Annotated in this window: 11 protein-coding genes and 1 tRNA gene; 6 read left to right on the top strand and 6 right to left on the bottom strand. The window is 49.1% G+C overall.

Going from position 1 to position 16,482, the window contains the following annotated elements; all coding sequences use genetic code 11:
* Window positions 1-23 precede the first annotated feature (23 nt).
* Entirely contained in the window at window positions 24-476 is a 453-nt protein-coding gene (locus BUB81_RS19060; RefSeq protein WP_175555840.1) for a PTS glucose transporter subunit IIA, read from the bottom strand.
* A gap of 489 nt (window positions 477-965) precedes the next feature.
* Between BUB81_RS19060 and BUB81_RS19055 the strand changes: the two genes are divergently transcribed.
* Both BUB81_RS19055 and BUB81_RS19050 read left to right on the top strand, forming a co-directional pair.
* The gene (locus BUB81_RS19055) at window positions 966-2,066 is read left to right on the top strand and encodes a patatin-like phospholipase family protein (protein WP_073324954.1); all 1,101 of its coding nucleotides are present in this window, start codon (window positions 966-968) and stop codon (window positions 2,064-2,066) included.
* Window positions 2,067-2,215: 149 nt separating this feature from the next.
* A tRNA-Val gene (locus BUB81_RS19050) sits at window positions 2,216-2,292 on the top strand.
* A 24-nt stretch (window positions 2,293-2,316) separates the two neighbouring features.
* Here BUB81_RS19050 and BUB81_RS19045 read toward each other — a convergent pair.
* The 5 genes from BUB81_RS19045 to BUB81_RS19025 form a co-directional block, all read right to left on the bottom strand.
* On the bottom strand, window positions 2,317-3,387 hold the full coding sequence (locus BUB81_RS19045; RefSeq protein WP_073324953.1) for an ankyrin repeat domain-containing protein: 1,071 nt from the start codon (window positions 3,385-3,387) through the stop codon (window positions 2,317-2,319).
* Between the two features lie 12 nt (window positions 3,388-3,399).
* Window positions 3,400-4,755: a DUF1552 domain-containing protein gene (locus tag BUB81_RS19040; protein ID WP_073324952.1), complete on the bottom strand. Its 1,356-nt coding sequence runs from the start codon at window positions 4,753-4,755 to the stop codon at window positions 3,400-3,402.
* Window positions 4,724-7,216 (bottom strand): DUF1592 domain-containing protein, encoded by a 2,493-nt coding sequence (locus BUB81_RS19035; RefSeq protein WP_073324951.1) that lies wholly within the window; start codon window positions 7,214-7,216, stop codon window positions 4,724-4,726. The genes BUB81_RS19040 and BUB81_RS19035 overlap by 32 nt, the downstream gene beginning before the upstream one ends.
* Window positions 7,217-7,464: 248 nt before the next feature.
* Window positions 7,465-8,814 (bottom strand): TolB-like translocation protein, encoded by a 1,350-nt coding sequence (locus BUB81_RS19030; protein WP_073324950.1) that lies wholly within the window; start codon window positions 8,812-8,814, stop codon window positions 7,465-7,467.
* A gap of 155 nt (window positions 8,815-8,969) precedes the next feature.
* Window positions 8,970-10,256 carry a nitrate regulatory protein gene (locus BUB81_RS19025; RefSeq protein ID WP_073324949.1) on the bottom strand — a complete coding sequence of 429 codons (1,287 nt, stop codon included), beginning with the start codon at window positions 10,254-10,256 and terminating at the stop codon, window positions 8,970-8,972.
* Window positions 10,257-10,732: 476 nt separating this feature from the next.
* Here BUB81_RS19025 and BUB81_RS19020 point away from each other — a divergent pair, with 476 nt between their 5' ends.
* From BUB81_RS19020 to nirD, 4 genes are all read left to right on the top strand, one after another.
* Window positions 10,733-11,596: a formate/nitrite transporter family protein gene (locus tag BUB81_RS19020; protein ID WP_073324948.1), complete on the top strand. Its 864-nt coding sequence runs from the start codon at window positions 10,733-10,735 to the stop codon at window positions 11,594-11,596.
* A gap of 5 nt (window positions 11,597-11,601) precedes the next feature.
* Entirely contained in the window at window positions 11,602-13,302 is a 1,701-nt protein-coding gene (locus BUB81_RS19015) for a bifunctional protein-serine/threonine kinase/phosphatase (RefSeq protein ID WP_073324947.1), read from the top strand.
* A gap of 272 nt (window positions 13,303-13,574) precedes the next feature.
* On the top strand, window positions 13,575-16,118 hold the full coding sequence (gene nirB, locus BUB81_RS19010) for a nitrite reductase large subunit NirB (RefSeq protein WP_073324946.1): 2,544 nt from the start codon (window positions 13,575-13,577) through the stop codon (window positions 16,116-16,118).
* A 10-nt stretch (window positions 16,119-16,128) separates the two neighbouring features.
* On the top strand, window positions 16,129-16,482 hold the full coding sequence (gene nirD, locus BUB81_RS19005; RefSeq protein ID WP_073324945.1) for a nitrite reductase small subunit NirD: 354 nt from the start codon (window positions 16,129-16,131) through the stop codon (window positions 16,480-16,482).

Genomic DNA, 16,482 nt, shown 5'->3' with positions numbered 1-16,482 from the left:
ATATCTGCTTGTTTAGGCGTCGTTTATCCCGGTTCGGCAAATAAGGTGAAAAGCGGTTCTTCGAGTGCGCGAATATTGCCAGAACTGTGGCATTGTATTGCGGCTAATTGTTTTCCATTCAATAAGGTAAAGTACAGGCAGGGCGAAAGGCCTTGTTGCTTCATCCACAGCGGATCACAGGTCAATAAACAGTGATGTGCGGCCACTTTATCGCCTGGTTTTACATGAAATTGCAGTCTTTCGCCATGTTGATTTTGTTCTGGTTGCCCTATTTGAAACTGCAGTTTTAGCCCCTTAGCTGTTGCCGCAGTCAGACTCCCCTTGGCAGCGTTAATCGCAGTAACTACAAGAGGGGAGGGGGCAAATACCTCGCCTTTTGTTAGCATAATGCCGACACCTTCGCCCAGGAGTCTGTTGCGATACAATGCTGATTGCGCGTCGGACAGCTGGATCACAGAACCTGTGGCCGGGCTCATAATACGCATAACCGCTTTTTTGGCCGCTGGTGCCGACTCTGTGATTTTAGTAACGAAGCAATAATTCATAGTGAGAAAATGGACAAAACCTGCCCCAATGTAACAATAATTTCGCCAGGATCCCACTGTGAATTACGTTGTTCAATGTTATCCACTATATCTGTGGATAACTTTGTTGAGTAGTTCTGTGGTAAGTTGTAACTAACTGTATATAAATAATTTAAATGAGTTGGTTATAATATGCACAGTGTGGATGCGGCATAGTTTTTGAGAAATATCCACAACTTTTTTATTAAAAATTCAGTGGACAACGCTGGAACCACTGGAACAGGCGAATTGCCTGGCTGCGACGCTCAACGTTTTGGTTAGGCGGCTTAACTATGTTCAATATTTGAACGCGAATGATACCTGTACCTTTGGTCGATTTACCTTACCTCTACCTTAGGATAGGATATCTTCATATTTATTATACAAAGACAGGAAAGGTTCGTGGGCGCGCCGTTAAATATTTATGCTGGTCCAAAGGCATTACGACAAATTCAACAACACGGTTTCAAAGCCCATTTATTCCATCATTTCTTAGGCGCATCCGGTGGCCCGAAGTGGTTTGTGCTGGCAGGACTCGACAGAGTGATTTTTCCTGAGCTGTTTTTAAACAGTGCACATCGCATAAACGTTATTGGTTCTTCCGCTGGTGCTTTTCGCGCGGCCTGTTTTGTACAAAAAGACCCTTATGCGGCAATCAATCGCCTGGCAGAGTGTTACTCGACCACGGTATACTCTGACAAACCCACCAGTTTGGAAATTACCAACAAAGCCCGGGATCTCATTCATTATGTAATGGGCAAGCAGGGCATAATTGAAGTAATGACAAACCGCTACCACAAGCTACAAATCATCACTGCCCGTTGTCATGGTCTGATGCAGCATTATAACCGCCCAAGCCAGCTTGTCGGGCTCGGCATTAGCGCGGCGGCCAATATGGTAAACCGTAAATTATTGCAAAAACTCTACACCCGTAGTGTATTTACTGCGCCAAACAGTAAGTTTGAAATTTACGACCCCTATAGCTTGCGCACAGAGTACATCGATCTGGCCTTCAATAATGTTAAAGATGCATTATTGGCCTCGGGGTCAATACCCTTAGTGTTAAATGGTGTGGAAGCGGTAACGGAAGCGCCAGAGGGCGTATATCGCGATGGTGGCATTATTGATTACCACTTTGATCTACAGTTTGGGCCGTCACCGGGTCTGGTGTTGTATCCACACTTTTATCCTAAAGCGATCCCCGGTTGGTTCGACAAAGCGTTAAAACACCGTGTGCCGCATCAATCCAGTTTCGATAATGTGGTCATGCTTGTCCCTTCTGAAGAGTTTGTCGCCAGTTTGCCGTACGGCAAAATTCCGGATCGCAAGGATTTTGAAACGCTGGATGCGCCAACGCGGATTAAGTACTGGCAGCAGGTACTGTCGGAGTCAGACAGGCTGGGGGAGTTCCTGATGCAAACTATTTCCAGAGGGGAAATGCTGCGGCATATAAAACCTCTGCCTTTCACCTGTAAACAAACAACAAGCCGGACAGTCGCCTGAACCTTTTGGCGTTTTAGTGCGCCAATGCTGAATGAGTGAGGTGACTGAATAATCTTTGCTCAATTAATTGGCAAATAAAGAATTTGTGCTTGCACCCAGGGGAAGGCATCGCTATTATACGCGCCACTCGGTGTTCACCGATGCACAATGCGTCTATAGCTCAGTTGGTTAGAGCGCTACCTTGACATGGTAGAGGTCCCCTGTTCGAATCAGGGTAGACGCACCATTTTATACCTTCTTATATATTCTGTCAGATTACGCCACGGCTATTCCTCAAAAGGGCGGCAATGTGTTCGAGCTTATTTTTCTCTGCTATTTCGAAAGGGGTAAGCTGTGGTGTCAGATAGCTCTGCGTTTTAAAGTTGGCTTCATATCGCCATTTCAAACGAGAGGGTTCACTCATTGCTGTGGGATCGGCACCCAACGCGAGTAAAGCACTGACTAACTCTGGTTTATTGGCCTTTACTGCCTGATGCAGTAATTGGTATCCGTCGCGATCATAGGCTGTCAGTTGTGTGTTAATTGCTTCTTTGGCGAGCAAAGAAGGCATGGTTTTAGCGAACCAGGTTAAAAATTCAAAGTTACTGGTATACACCGCTAATTGCGATGCTGTTGTGCCATCCTGAGCGCTGTGAAGTACATCAGCGCCGCGAGCTATAGCTGCCCTAGCAGCATCGAGATGCTGACTCTTAATTGCGAAAAACAATGCGCTGTAGCCTTCCTGCGTTTGTTGATTAATGTCTGCACCACTGTCTAGCAGTAGGGTAAGATTATTCACGTTACCGGCATTGGCCGCGAACATAAGCGGTGTCTGACCGTAAGTGTTAGCTCCATTAATCTCTGCGCCTGCCTTGATCATTATTGCAAGCGTATCGCCTGACGCCGACGCCGCACATAAATGAAAGGCACTGGTCCCATCTTCAATCGCGTTTTGTACGTTTGCGTCTTTCTGTAACAAGGCGTTGATAACGGTGCTATTACCGTACCGACATGCCTGAATCAGCGGGCTGAAGCGGTTACCGCCGGCTATGTTTACTTTGGCACCGTTCTCCAGTAACAAATCTACCAGCGCTGGCGTTTGTGTTTCTATTGCCCAGGCCAGCAAACGGGAGTCATCAGGTAGCGCTGCATTAACATCTATTTCAGTGAGCAGCGTACGAACTTTGTTGCTATCCAGGCTGAGTATGGCTTTTTTGGTTTCAAGTAACCGCTGCTGGTTAGTCTCGGTTAACGAGGTTGAATCAACATGCGCGTAATCCGGTTCGAGCTGACACCCGCTTAGACCTGTAATGATTAGCAGAATACCCGTTTTGAATTTCATTTTATGGTTTCCTTATGCCGTTAAGCCGGCTAGCGGGCCGTTGCTGTCGCCAAATTGTTCAATGGGCACGCCCATGTTTTGTAATACCGATAGCAATAAATTACACATTGGCGTGTGTTTTTCGGCGGCGATATGACGATTGCCGGGCAGCCCGCCACCGGCAAGCAGAATGGGCAAGTCCATATGGTCATGGTCGTTAGATTCGCCAATACAGGCCCCTCGGATCACAAAGGTGTTGTCCAGCAAATTGGACTCGCCATCGGGAATGCTGGCCATTTTTTCCAGATAGTCGGCGAATAGTTGCATGTGGTAGGCATTGATTTTTACCAACTTGTCGATTTTATCCGGGTCATTCGCATGATGACTCAACGCATGATGACCGTCGGGAATGCCCAAGTTGGTGTAGGCGTGATTACTCAATTCGCGGCCGAGCATAAAAGTGCTGACGCGGGTCATGTCGGTCTGCAGGGCGAGCATTTGCAGGTCCAGCATGATTTTTACGTGCTCTTCGTAATCGTGCGGAATATTGGCGGGCACGGAGAGATCAGCCAGGTTCATCTCAATGGTGGTTTGCCGGGCTTTGCTGATACGACGTTCTACATCGCGAATGGATTCCAGATACTGGTCTAGCTTATGACGGTCGTGACTGCCCAGATTGCGATTCAGGCGTTTCGCTTCGTCATGAATGAAATCCAGGATGCTGCCCTTGTGAGCCAGACGCATTTGGCGGGTTGCCTCATCAATGGTATTCCCATCGCCAAACAGGTGTTCAAACACATCACTGGGTGCAACCATGGCGGGTAACGCCTGTGTAGGGCTCTTCCAGGAAATGGTATTGGTATAAGTGCAGCTGTAATTAATATCGCAACTGCCCAACAAACTGGGGGGCTCAATACCCAGCTCCAGGGAAGCCAGTTGCGTATCTTTCGCGAAGAACTGCGCGGCAACCTGGTCTGCTGATATGCCACAGTAAATGTCAGAGCCTTCGGTGGCTTTGGCATGTGCCCCTGTTAAAAAGGCGGGGCAGCTGCGTCCGTGACCCGCGGGCGGATCGCCAAAAGCACTGGCCTGATAGTGCGCCAGCCCTGAAATCACAGTGAATTTATCGCGTACGCCAGACAAGGGTTGAAGCACGGGCGTCATTGTGTAATTTACGCCTGTTTCAGCCGGGGTATAACGCTGCATCCTCACGCCATTCGGGGAATAAAATACGGTCAGCCGCTTGGGGCGGTTCTCCAGCGTCTTCGCCTGGGCTTTGGAAACAAGCGATTCCATAACCGGTAACGTAACCGACACGCCAAGCCCTTTAAGAAATGCACGACGAGTGACACCTTGATCAGTGAATTTGCACGATCTGTTGCTTTTCATTTGTCGTCTCCGGGACGTGTTTTGCGTTAAAAGGAATGCTGATTGCTACGGCTTCAATAATGCTGTGTATTTGGTACCCATCTTTTCCGGCTTGTTTAACAATTTGCCTGATAGTGGGCTGATCATACGCTTCCAGGCCTCGGCCCAGTGCATAGGTAAGAAGGCGTTCGGAAAAGGCAATTGCGAAACGTTCACGCCGCTCCCACAAAATGTCATGCAGGCCCGGCAATCCCTCAAATTGAGTGCCGTCTGGCATTTGTGCAGACACGTCAATGGGCAGATTGGCGTATTCTGTTCTGAACGCACCAACCGCGTCATATTGCTCGAGGGCGAGGCCTAGCGGATCCATCCGTTTGTGACATGCTGCGCAGACGGGGTCTTCACGGTGGCGCTTTAACTGTTCTCTGGCGGTCAGCGCAACACCGTCATGTTCAGCAACCAGTGCTGGCACATCAGGCGGGGGAGGCGGAGGACTGGCTGCCAACAGGTTGTCCAGTATCCACTTGCCGCGTTTAACTGGCGAGGTGTGATTGGGGTTCGAGGTTAAGGTCAAAATACTGGCCTGACCCAACAAGCCGCCACGGCCTGATTGCGCATCCAGATCTACCCGCCTGAGCGCCTGACCTTTTACGCCGGGTAATCCATAGTGGGCCGCTAGCTTTTCGTTGAGGTAGCTGTATTCGGCGTTGAGAAAGTCAAAGATTGACCGATTGTCCTTTAAAATACGCGTAAAGAATAACCGGGTTTCGCCTTCGATTGACTGGCGCAGCGGTACGGTGAATTGAGGAAATTCAAACACATCTGGCGCATGGTAGGGCAAGTTGCGCAAGTACAGCCACTGGCCTGCAAAATTATCGACCAGTGCCTGGGCTTTGTCTGAACGCAGCATGCGTTGTATCTGCTGGCGAAGTACTGCCGGTTCGCGCAATGTCCCTCGCTGCGCTAAATCAGTCAGGGTCTGGTCAGGAAGGCTACTCCATAAAAACAATGCAAGACGGGCCGCAAAAGCCATGTCATCAATCTGATAAACCGTGCCTGGCGCTAAACCTGCCGGTGCGGGTTCCTGTAAATATAAGAATCCCGGGGAAACCAGCAGTGCCTGGAGGGCTGTCGCAATACTGCCTCTGAAATCCAGATCCTCACGCGCGCGGCTGAATACGCTTAATAATGGTTCGACGTCGTCGGTTGTGGATGGCCTACGGTAAGCCTGCGAAGTTAATTTTGACAATATACGCGAGGCGCATGCGATTTCTTCCTGAGTCTGAGGTGAACCCGCAGTGACGTTTTGCGGATAACACACAAAGAGCTGTCGCGTAGCTGGGGTATCGGGTGGCTGCACTTGCTGTGTTTCGGGCAACATAGGGCCTATGATTTCCAATTCCAGCACGTCCCGTAAAAAAGCGGCCTGGGAAAAACGCGATGACATATGATACGAGGGTACCTGAACCTCGTGGACCCGCGCGCCATCAACAACAAAATCCAGAGAAAGCTGGGTAGCTGCTCTGTCGGGTAACACCACATAATCTGTTCCTTTGCGGATTTTAGGAACATGTTCTGTTAGTGCCAGGCGTTTGCGAAATGCCATGCCTATGGTGTGATTACCGGCCGAGAGTGTCAGGCTGTGGCTGTAGCGAAGCGCGTCAAGGCGGTCCACTTCGTTATTGGTATTGGCGTTAAGGTAACCGGCTATCTCGTACTGTCCGGTGACAGGGGCATAGAATGAAAAACTGCCGCCGCCTCTGGAATCAAGCGGTAAATCGTCACTCATTCTTAAATCGAACGAGGGTATGCCGCTGTTTTTTATTGAGCCATCTTTGGGAACCACATACGTGGTTTTTGTGGCTGAAGCGGGGGTAACGCCAGCAGCCAGTTTACTGACTTTACCTGCGACGTATAGGTAGCGTTCGAGATGGGTCGTAGACATACTCAGCACATCGGCGTTATTGTCAAAGCCGTATCCTGAGTCATCGCCGGGCAGGGCATCGGCGATATCTACATCCAGTGCAAGCAGATCCCGTACGGAATTTGCGTATTCATGGCGATTTAGTCGTCGCAGGGTGGCCCGTCCCGGATTGGGGTGTGTTTCACTGTAATCATCAAGAGACGTCTCGAGCCATTGTAGCAGTGAGGCTTTTTCCTGTGCGGTTAACGGTTTCTTATCGGAAGGTGGCATGTCTCCCATGGAGACGGACTTCAGGATGGCCTCCCACCGCTTCAGGTTGTGACCTTGCGCGATATCGTTGACATCAATGTCTTCAATTGACCAGTTGCCATCGAAAATATAGTCGTTGTGACAGTCTTCACACCGGTCGTAGAGTAGGCGGTCGGCGTCCTTGGCGGTAAAAGACGTACCGGACTCGGCAGACAGTACAGGGCAACTAACCCCAAACAGGGTTACGGCAACAGCAATAAGGGACCGCGAGGGTTTTAATGCCAACTTTGGTGAGAAACATGAGATCATTTGCACTCTCTTTGCGCAATACCAGGCATAACAACGTCTGTAACGTAAAAAACAACTAAAACAGCAGTTACTGTGCCATTAATCGCTTTCTACGTAGGGTTGCGATGAGCCTGTGATTTGCGGCGTTAAGTCGCGGCCAGACATTCTGTTAGCTGCATTTAGCGTGAAATAAAATCGATGGCGGGCGGGGGCTATTAAATGCCCTGATTAGGTTCATTAATCAGGGCAAATAAGGGCAGAATGATGGGTTAGTCCAGGCGTTTAACGTCTTGATAGGATCGGTTTAATAAGCGCTCTGGCAGATATATCACAGCAATGTTCATGGTGCGGTCATCCTCAGATAGCATAGCCGACTGGATCTGAATTTTTTTACCGTCCCGGCTAAAAGTGGGGTGGGTATGATCCTTTGCCGTTTTTTTGTGTCCAGTGCTAAGCAACATCATCTCATCGGTAGTGCGGTCAATCAGGTATAAACTGCGTTCGAAATCGTCACCCACAGCCCAGCGGCCGTCGGGAGAACCGTGCACATGCCACAAACCACTGCCACTACGGGTTTGTCCGGCAATGCGCATTTCATTGGTTCGCAAATTAACTATGCCGAGCCCTGTAGGTTTCTGACGAGAGGCTGATGGCCCCCAGGCATCATTGGTACCTACTTCACGATGGCCCATAATGGCAAACGCGACTTCATCAGGCGTGATCACCGCTTCATGCGTAACCCATTCATACTCGGCTTCCGGATACAGTGGTTTTACCTCTCCGCCGACTTTCATTGTCCACATGCGCTGTGGCGATTTTCCGCCTGTTTCCCAACAAAATACCAGTTCCCGGGTTACCCATGGATTGGTTTGTATGTGACCAAGCTGAAACGGCAGGGCCACCACCAAATCGATTTCCCCGGTATTCAGGTTCATACTGGCAATGCCCGTGGGACCTGCGCCCATGTTTCTCGGTCCGAAATTTGGTTCAATCTCAGTCCCTTCAGCTAAATGGCGCGCCGCTTCTTCCCGGCCAATACGAAAATAGATAATGTCTTCGGCGGCGTCCAACGCCATATCACCGCCCGCGCCCATGCTGCCCGGAACAACACCAACTACTCGCTGATAATGGCTGGCGGGTTTAACCTGTTTAGCACGTGCATCGGCAAGTAAAGTACCGAGATTGACTTCAATGATCTGTTTGTCATTGTCACTTCGGCCATAACGCGGTTGTTTATCAGCGGCAAATTGAGGGTCACGCATCAAGTACAGGGTGTTCGACTTTTGCGCATTTACCAGCATACCGAAGTAGCCACCCTCACTGATCTGCACCAGGGTGCCGTCCTGTTCATTTACGGCCATCGCTTCACCTGGGACGCGATTTGAACGAAACACCAACCATTCACCATCTGCTGTCCATTGTGGGTGGGTAGGGTAAATTTTTGAGTCGCCAACCGGGCGACTGGTAAGGAAGGCAATATTGACACCGGTCACCGGGTCTTTGATCAGTTTTCGTTCAGAGGGAAAGGTATCGCCAATACCCGCCATTGCTGAAGCGGGCAGGAGTGACAGACTTAGCAACACACCGACGAGTTGCTTTCGAATAGTAGGCTTCCACATAGTTTTCTCATTGTTGTTGTGATTGAACAAAACAAGAAAACCACAGCTTACTGAACCGGGCTATGGTTAATGGATTTTTGTGTGAAATGTGAAACTTGGCGTTAAACAAACATAAGGGCAATATACGTATTGCCCTAAGGTGCATTTTTTGTGGGCTATTTTTCGACGCGTTGAACAACGCGTTGGGCCAATTCTGCAATTCGGATATTCTGTTCCATGGCCGATGTTTGCAGTTTTCTGTAGGCCTGCTGCTCCGAGATTTTTCCTTGCTGCATTAACAAAAGTTTAGCTCTGTCGATGACTTTCTGTTCGTTCAGTGCTTGTTTGGCCGCTGTCAGTTGGCCTGCCATTTCCTCGATTCGCTGAGACTGCCCGCGAATCAATTCATAAAACGATTTATGAGCAGACAACGTCGCTGATTCACTCAATTCTTCCTCGCGAATATCGGCGCCGCGTAAACCTCTTACTGACGCATCGAACAACATAGTGAACGGTGAACCAGAATGCGCTGGTGTATTGTTTAACGAAGCGACCAGCAATTCGTGATTTCGCAGCTCATCTTCGGCTTGTTTAATTCGCAATTCCGCCTGTTTGTTCAGGCGCGCGGTCAAATGCTCTTCAATGAGCTGCATGGCATCAATGCGGTTTGTCGCAATGTCATACCAAACTTCGCTTAGCTCTGGCGAGCAATCGCCGCCTTTGGCCAGTGCACAAATCATTTCACGCAGTCTTTGAATGTTATTGGCAATATCACTATTGGCGAGCTCGGCCCACATAGCTTGTTCTTCGGCGTCGGCAAAATTGCTAAAGGTTTCAAAACACTGCTGCTGTGACTCGGTAAGTGCCGTGATGCGATCACACAGTTCACTGTCAAACTGGCTTTCAGCAAAGCCAATGGCCCCCCAGGCTCGCTCTTGTCCCGCGTATTCTTTGCCTTGCATAAAATTAAACAGGGCAACCAGTAAGCGGGTCATTTCAGGATCACTGGCCACATCGGCAGCTTCGAAAATCACATCCAGCAAACCGGCGATTAACCGGCAATAGGCGTTGGTGGATTCCAGTGTGTTGACTTGCAGTGCCGATACTTTTTCCCGCAGGTTCGGCAGGTGATCCATGCCTTGTAACGCGAAGGTGATACTGCTGAGCAGGCGCATCGACTGGCCATTGTCGTGATTGCCCAAATAGAGTGATTTCAGCAGGCTGCGGAGGTCTTGCTCGCATTCCTGACTACTTTCAATTTGATGGTCGCGCTGTGCGGTGAAGCGATCGCCCTTTGAACCCAGAAATACATTCGACATCCCACGCTCTCGCTGAAGCTGGTGAATCATGTCTTTAATGGCTTCAACGGTACGACAGTTGGACGACAAGTGATGAAGTGCCTGGATTTCCTGGTACTTTGCCGCCAGCAAAAAGCGTTTAGTTATTTCGCTGTGTTTTCCCATAGTGGCCTCAAACAGCTTATTGATAAAACTTTAAAGCAAAAGACGTTCCTGTTTAACGATACAGAGCTATTTTGTTGGAATACCATCAGAAACGATGGGGTTTTGAGCAGTTGTAGCAAAATACACCTTTAGTTGAATGCTTTTTGTTCAGGAAAGTGTCTATTGCGGAGCACTGTTTTGGTGAATTTGCGCCAATTTGGCGCAATGCGTACAGTTGATGAATATTCCACCAAATTCTGTATTTTTGTTTAAACTGTTGATTTTCATTGATTTAAATTTAATTTTGCAAGTTGGCAAGAAAATTGGAACGGGTGAAGGGCAAGTCTTAGGGATTTGACGACAGCACAGAATTGGACAAAGGCGTCCGCGACTACCTTCCTTGGAAGGTGGTGCGGGCGCTTTTTTGTGCGTGAAAAACGGCAGCGAACGTAGCAGTGAACGCTGTGCACTCTTTTAAAACAGTAAGGTGATTGATTATGGCGTATCTACTTCCTTCGGAGTTTGTGACCAAGATGGTCGACGCGGGTGAATCAAAAATATATATGTCTACCCGCGATACTTTAATTCGGGCATATATGGCGGGTGCGATTCTGGCCCTTGCAGCGGTATTTGCAGTAACCATTGCTGTTCAGACCGGTGTTTTTCTGATTGGGGCTGTATTGTTCCCGGTTGGTTTCTGTATGTTGTATCTAATGGGCTTTGACCTGTTAACGGGTGTATTCGTACTTGCCCCCTTAGCCTGGCTGGCTAAGCGGCCAGGTGTAACCTGGCCACAGATCTTCCGTAACTGGGGACTAGTCTTTGTGGGTAACTTCGCCGGTGCATTGACGGTGGCATTCATGATGTCATTTATCTTCACCATGGGTTACAACACAGACGGTGGCGCGATTGCAACCAAAGTTGCCAGCATCGGTGAGTCTCGTACACTGGGTTATGCTGAGTATGGTGTAGCGGGTTGGTTCACTATCTTTATCCGCGGCATGCTGTGTAACTGGATGGTGTCTTTGGGCGTAGTTGGCGCGATGATTTCGACTAACGTGAGCGGTAAAGTTCTGGCCATGTGGATGCCAATTATGCTGTTCTTCTTCATGGGCTTCGAACACTCTGTTGTAAACATGTTCCTGTTCCCATTTGGTCTGATCATGGGTGGTGATTTCTCAATCCTGGATTACTTTATCTGGAACGAAATTCCAACAGCACTGGGCAACCTTGTTGGTGGTCTGGCATTTACTGGCCTGACACTGTACTCAACGCACTACAAAACTGCGCCTAAGCGCACACTGGTAGGTGGCGGTGCACCAAAAGCTGTACCCGCAGCAAAGGTCAACGATAAGGCATAACGTTAATGTTAGCTGTCCGCTGGGGAGCTTGCTCCAGCAGCGGTATCAAACCAATAAATCAGGACTGTCAGAAACTGACAGTGCCTGATTTTGCCGTTTTACAGCGACGCGGGATAGTCGCCTGTATCGCTGATGGTATTAGTAGCAGCCAGGTGAGCCAGTACGCCAGCGAGCTGGCTGTTACGCAGTTTAATCGTGATTACCTGTTAACCAGTGATAACTGGTCGGCTGCCAGAGCCGCACAAAACGTATTAAAGACGATCAATACGGCTTTATACGTCAAAACCGCACAAAGTCCTTATCAGGGGAATCCGGATAGGGGCTATGTGTGTACGTTTTCCAGTCTTATTCTTCATCAGGATTGCGCAACGGTTGTACATTGCGGTGACAGTACCATCTTGCACTGCCGTGATGAGGTGATTACCACTTTAACACGCGCACACACCGGTGAGTCTGAGTCAGGGCAAACATACCTCGCCAATGCTTTGGGTATAAAACCCGAGCTGGATGTTGATATTCACAGCATGGCAGTGCAACCCGGTGACAAATTCATTTTAATGACCGACGGGGTTAGCGAGTTTGTTGATGCGCAAACGTTATTTGATCAGATGCCAGCTAGCGAGGCGCAGCTAACGGAATATTGTGAGCAGGTTTTAGAACAAGCCCTGGCGGCAGGCAGTTCAGACAATCTCACCATTCAGGTCCTGGCAGTAACGGGTGTGACTTCGGATTTAAACATTGCGTTTGATGACAATGGATTCTTGCCCAGAGTCACTCAGCCCACCATTGGGACAAATATTGATGATTGGCATTTGACCAAGTGTTTGCATCGGTCAGATCGCAGCGAGGTTTTCGTTGCTCAACATCAAACGTCTCAGCAAATGGCTATTTTAAAAGTGCCTGCGACCACTCACATTGATAATGCCGGTTTCTTAGATGACATGGCAAAAGAAGAGTGGGTGGCACGTATGGTCGACAATCCGCATTTAATGAAAGCGGTGAGTCATGACACACCCAGGTCGGCATTTTATACCCTAACCGAGTATCTCGAAGGGCAAACACTGCAGCAACATTTGCTGGACAATGGCCAGGCGAGTGTCCAACAGGTCAGGGACTGGGCATCGCAACTGGTTGCCGGGTTAACCGCTTTGCATCGCAAAGGGGTGTTACACCAGGATTTGCGTCCGGAAAACCTATTACTCACGTCTTCGGACCGGGTGATTATTATTGACTTTGGCAGTGCCAGTATCCACGGTCATAATTTTCTGGAAGATCCCAATCAATTAATGATCCCTGGCGATCTGCTCTACAGTGCGCCTGAGTATTTTGTGGGGTTGTGGGCAAATGAACAGGCTGATCAGTTTTCATTAACATCGATTCTTTATTATGCCTTGTCTGGCGCACATCCATACGGAACGGCAGTCGCCAAAACGACCAGCTACAGCGCACTGCACAAGCTGCGGTATCAGCGATTATTACAGCGAGATGTGTCTGTTCCTGTGTGGTTAGATGAGACAGTGAAACGAGGCTGTCACCCGCAAGCGGCGAAACGGTATCCAAGTTTGTCTGAGTTGCTGTATGACTTACAGCATCCGAATCCAGCCTATCAGCAAACACTGCCCCTTGCAGAACGTAATCCGGTTAAATTCTGGCAGGGGATATCTGCGGTGTTGGCCGCGTTATTGGCATTGTCTCTTATTCGATAAGGTGGTGCATTCATCAGTGTGGTGCACCGGGAAACGTGTTTTTTGCATTATTTTGGTGCAATAGGTCGATAAGCCCCGGTAATCAATTTTTATAACCCTATGAAAACTAACATTTCTTACTGTTGGCATTGATCTTGATAGTAACTTAATACGATGTAGACTCAGCCGTACTGAGCCATCACACAATTTAAAAGCTAACGCTAAACAGGCAACGGAGCCCATGACCCTTAAAGGTCGTGGGCTTTTTTTTGTCCCCAAGAAAGGTGAACAAAATGACTTCTTCTTCACAACAACGCATCGTCATTGTCGGTAATGGCATGGTAGGCCATCATTTTGTAGAGCAGTTGATCAACAGCCAGCATGATTGCCACATTACGGTTTTAAGCGGTGAAGGCCGTTTGGCCTACGACCGGGTTTATTTGTCGTCGTACTTTGCAGGTAAAACGGCTGAAGATTTAGCCATGACGACACCTGAAACGTATCAGGAGTGGGGGGTTGACGCACGAGTCAATGCTCGGGTAAGTGACATCGATCGCACGGCCAAAGTGGTTACACTGGAAAGTGGTGAAACCTTTGAATACGACAAGTTGGTACTGGCAACAGGTTCATACCCGTTTGTACCACCGATTCCGGGTAACGACCAACCCCATTGCCTGGTGTATCGTACTATTGAAGATTTGGAAGCTATCAGTGCATCCTCTGCGCAAAGTAAAGTTGGTGTTGTTGTTGGTGGCGGTTTGTTAGGCCTTGAGGCAGCAAACGCATTAAAACAAGCCGGCCTTGAAACCCATGTGGTCGAATTTGCCCCTCAATTGATGGCGGTGCAACTGGACCTGATGGGCGGTGACCAGCTCAGAACGAAAATTGAAGACCTGGGCGTTCAGGTGCACACGCAAAAAGCCACACAGGAAATCGTCGCCGGCGAACATTGTCGCTACCGCATGAATTTCTCTGATGGCAGCTTTTTAGAAACTGATTTGATTCTGTTCTCCGCCGGGATCCGCCCAAGTGACCAGTTAGGTCGCAGCAGCGAACTGGCAATGGGTGAGCGCGGCGGCATTGTTATAAACAACCAATGCCAGACTTCTGATCCGGATATTTACGCCATTGGTGAATGTGCATTGTGGGACAACCGCATATATGGCCTGGTTGCGCCGGGTTATGCCATGGCACGCGCAGCGGTAGCCAACCTGACGGGGGGCGAAGGTGAATTTGCCGGTGCCGATATGAGTACCAAGCTCAAATTAATGGGCGTAGAAGTAGGTTCAATTGGTGATGCTCATGCAAAGACTCCGGGCGCATTGGTGTATACCTATCACAATCAGCCTGATGGCATTTACAAAAAACTCGTTGTTGATCCAAGCAAAACGCATGTAATCGGCGCGGTACTGGTGGGGGACACCAGCGACTACGATACTTTGTTGCAATACGCGTTAAACGAAATTGCCGTACCTGAAGCGCCAGAGTCGCTCATTCTGCCTTCGGCCGGTGAAGCACCAACATTGGGTGCTGACGCCTTGGGTGACGCAGCAACAATCTGTTCGTGCTACAACGTATCTAAGGGCGACATTATCGATGCTATCGACGGCGGCTGTTGCTCTGTTGGTGACGTGAAGGGTGCAACCAGTGCAAGCACAGGTTGTGGAGGTTGTGCAGCCTTATTGAAAAACGTTGTCGACAGTGAATTAGAAAAACGCGGTGTTGAAGTATCGAAAGCTATTTGTGAACACTTTAATTACACGCGTCAGGAGCTGTACCACCTGATTCAGGTTGAAGGCATCAAGAGCTTCAACGAGTTACTGGAAAAACACGGTACGGGCATGGGCTGTGATATCTGTAAGCCTGCTGCTGGTTCTATTTTTGCTTCGGTGTGGAACGACTACATTCTGCAACAGCAGCATCAACCGCTGCAGGACACTAATGACACTTACTTAGGTAACATGCAAAAAGACGGTACTTATTCGATTGTACCGCGTGTTGCCGGTGGTGAAATTACCCCTGACAAACTGATTCTGCTGGGTGAAGTGGCTAAACAGTACAATCTGTACACCAAAATCACCGGTGGTCAGCGTATTGATTTATTCGGTGCGCGTGTCGAACAACTTCCGGCTATTTGGGAAGCTTTGGTTGCTGGTGGCTTTGAAACAGGTCATGCCTATGCCAAAGCACTGCGTACGGTTAAGTCTTGTGTAGGCAGCACCTGGTGCCGTTACGGGGTGCAGGACTCGGTCACCATGGCTATCGATTTGGAAAACCGCTACAAAGGCCTGCGTGCGCCGCACAAAATTAAATTTGCGGTATCGGGCTGTACCCGTGAATGTGCCGAGGCACAAGGTAAAGATATCGGTGTTATTGCCACTGAAAACGGCTGGAACTTATATGTATGCGGAAACGGCGGTATGAAGCCTCGCCATGCAGATTTATTTGCAACAGACCTGGACGATGAAACCCTGGTTAAGTACATCGACCGCGTGTTGATGTTCTACACCAAAACCGCAGACCGTTTACAGCGGACCTCTGTTTGGATGGAAAACCTGGAAGGCGGTCTGGAATACCTGCAACAGGTTGTGATTGAAGACTCGTTGGGCATTGGCGACGAACTTGAAGCGCAAATGCAGTTAATTACTGATACGTATCAGTGTGAGTGGAAAACCACCATTGAATCGCCGGAAGCCCTCAAGCGTTTCCGCCAGTTTGTGAACAGTGACGCCACCGACAGTAACATTCAGTTCGTGACAGAGCGCGATCAGATTCGTCCGGCTACCAAAGCCGAAAAGTTTTCAGGTGAAAAAGCCATTCCGGTAGAAATCGTTTAGGAGAACAATCATGCAAGCACAAGAAAGTTATACCCCACAATGGCATGATGTGTGCCATGAAGATGACCTGGTTACCAACAGTGGCGTTTGCGCGCTGATCGGTGAGGAACAGGTTGCTATCTTCCGGATTGTGAACGGCGAAGGTACACAGTATTTTGCGATTAGCAACTGGGATCCTATTGGCGAAGCCAACGTTCTTTATCGCGGTATTGTCGGTTCATTGGGCGGAAAGACAGTGGTGGCATCACCGCTGTATAAAGAGCACTACGAACTGGCTACCGGCACGTGTCTGGAGCGTGATGATGTGAGCGTTAATGCTTACCCTGTTCGTGTTGACGCACAACGTGTATTGATTGAACTGTAA

It is taken from the genome of Marisediminitalea aggregata (genome assembly GCF_900129565.1).
Lineage (GTDB): Bacteria > Pseudomonadota > Gammaproteobacteria > Enterobacterales > Alteromonadaceae > Alteromonas > Alteromonas aggregata.
Note: the sequence above shows the minus strand (reverse complement) of the source record. Positions and strands in the feature narration are given on the sequence as shown.

Bases quoted from the DNA above. Each gene is read 5' to 3' on its own strand.
- BUB81_RS19060 (WP_175555840.1), bottom strand. From the start codon at position 476: ATGAGCCCGGCCACAGGTTCTGTGATCCAGCTGTCCGACGCGCAATCA.
- BUB81_RS19045 (WP_073324953.1), bottom strand. From the start codon at position 3,387: ATGAAATTCAAAACGGGTATTCTGCTAATCATTACAGGTCTAAGCGGG.
- BUB81_RS19040 (WP_073324952.1), bottom strand. From the start codon at position 4,755: ATGAAAAGCAACAGATCGTGCAAATTCACTGATCAAGGTGTCACTCGT.
- BUB81_RS19035 (WP_073324951.1), bottom strand. From the start codon at position 7,216: ATGATCTCATGTTTCTCACCAAAGTTGGCATTAAAACCCTCGCGGTCC.
- BUB81_RS19030 (WP_073324950.1), bottom strand. From the start codon at position 8,814: ATGTGGAAGCCTACTATTCGAAAGCAACTCGTCGGTGTGTTGCTAAGT.
- BUB81_RS19025 (WP_073324949.1), bottom strand. From the start codon at position 10,256: ATGGGAAAACACAGCGAAATAACTAAACGCTTTTTGCTGGCGGCAAAG.
- BUB81_RS19020 (WP_073324948.1), top strand. From the start codon at position 10,733: ATGGCGTATCTACTTCCTTCGGAGTTTGTGACCAAGATGGTCGACGCG.
- BUB81_RS19015 (WP_073324947.1), top strand. From the start codon at position 11,602: ATGTTAGCTGTCCGCTGGGGAGCTTGCTCCAGCAGCGGTATCAAACCA.
- nirB (WP_073324946.1), top strand. From the start codon at position 13,575: ATGACTTCTTCTTCACAACAACGCATCGTCATTGTCGGTAATGGCATG.
- nirD (WP_073324945.1), top strand. From the start codon at position 16,129: ATGCAAGCACAAGAAAGTTATACCCCACAATGGCATGATGTGTGCCAT.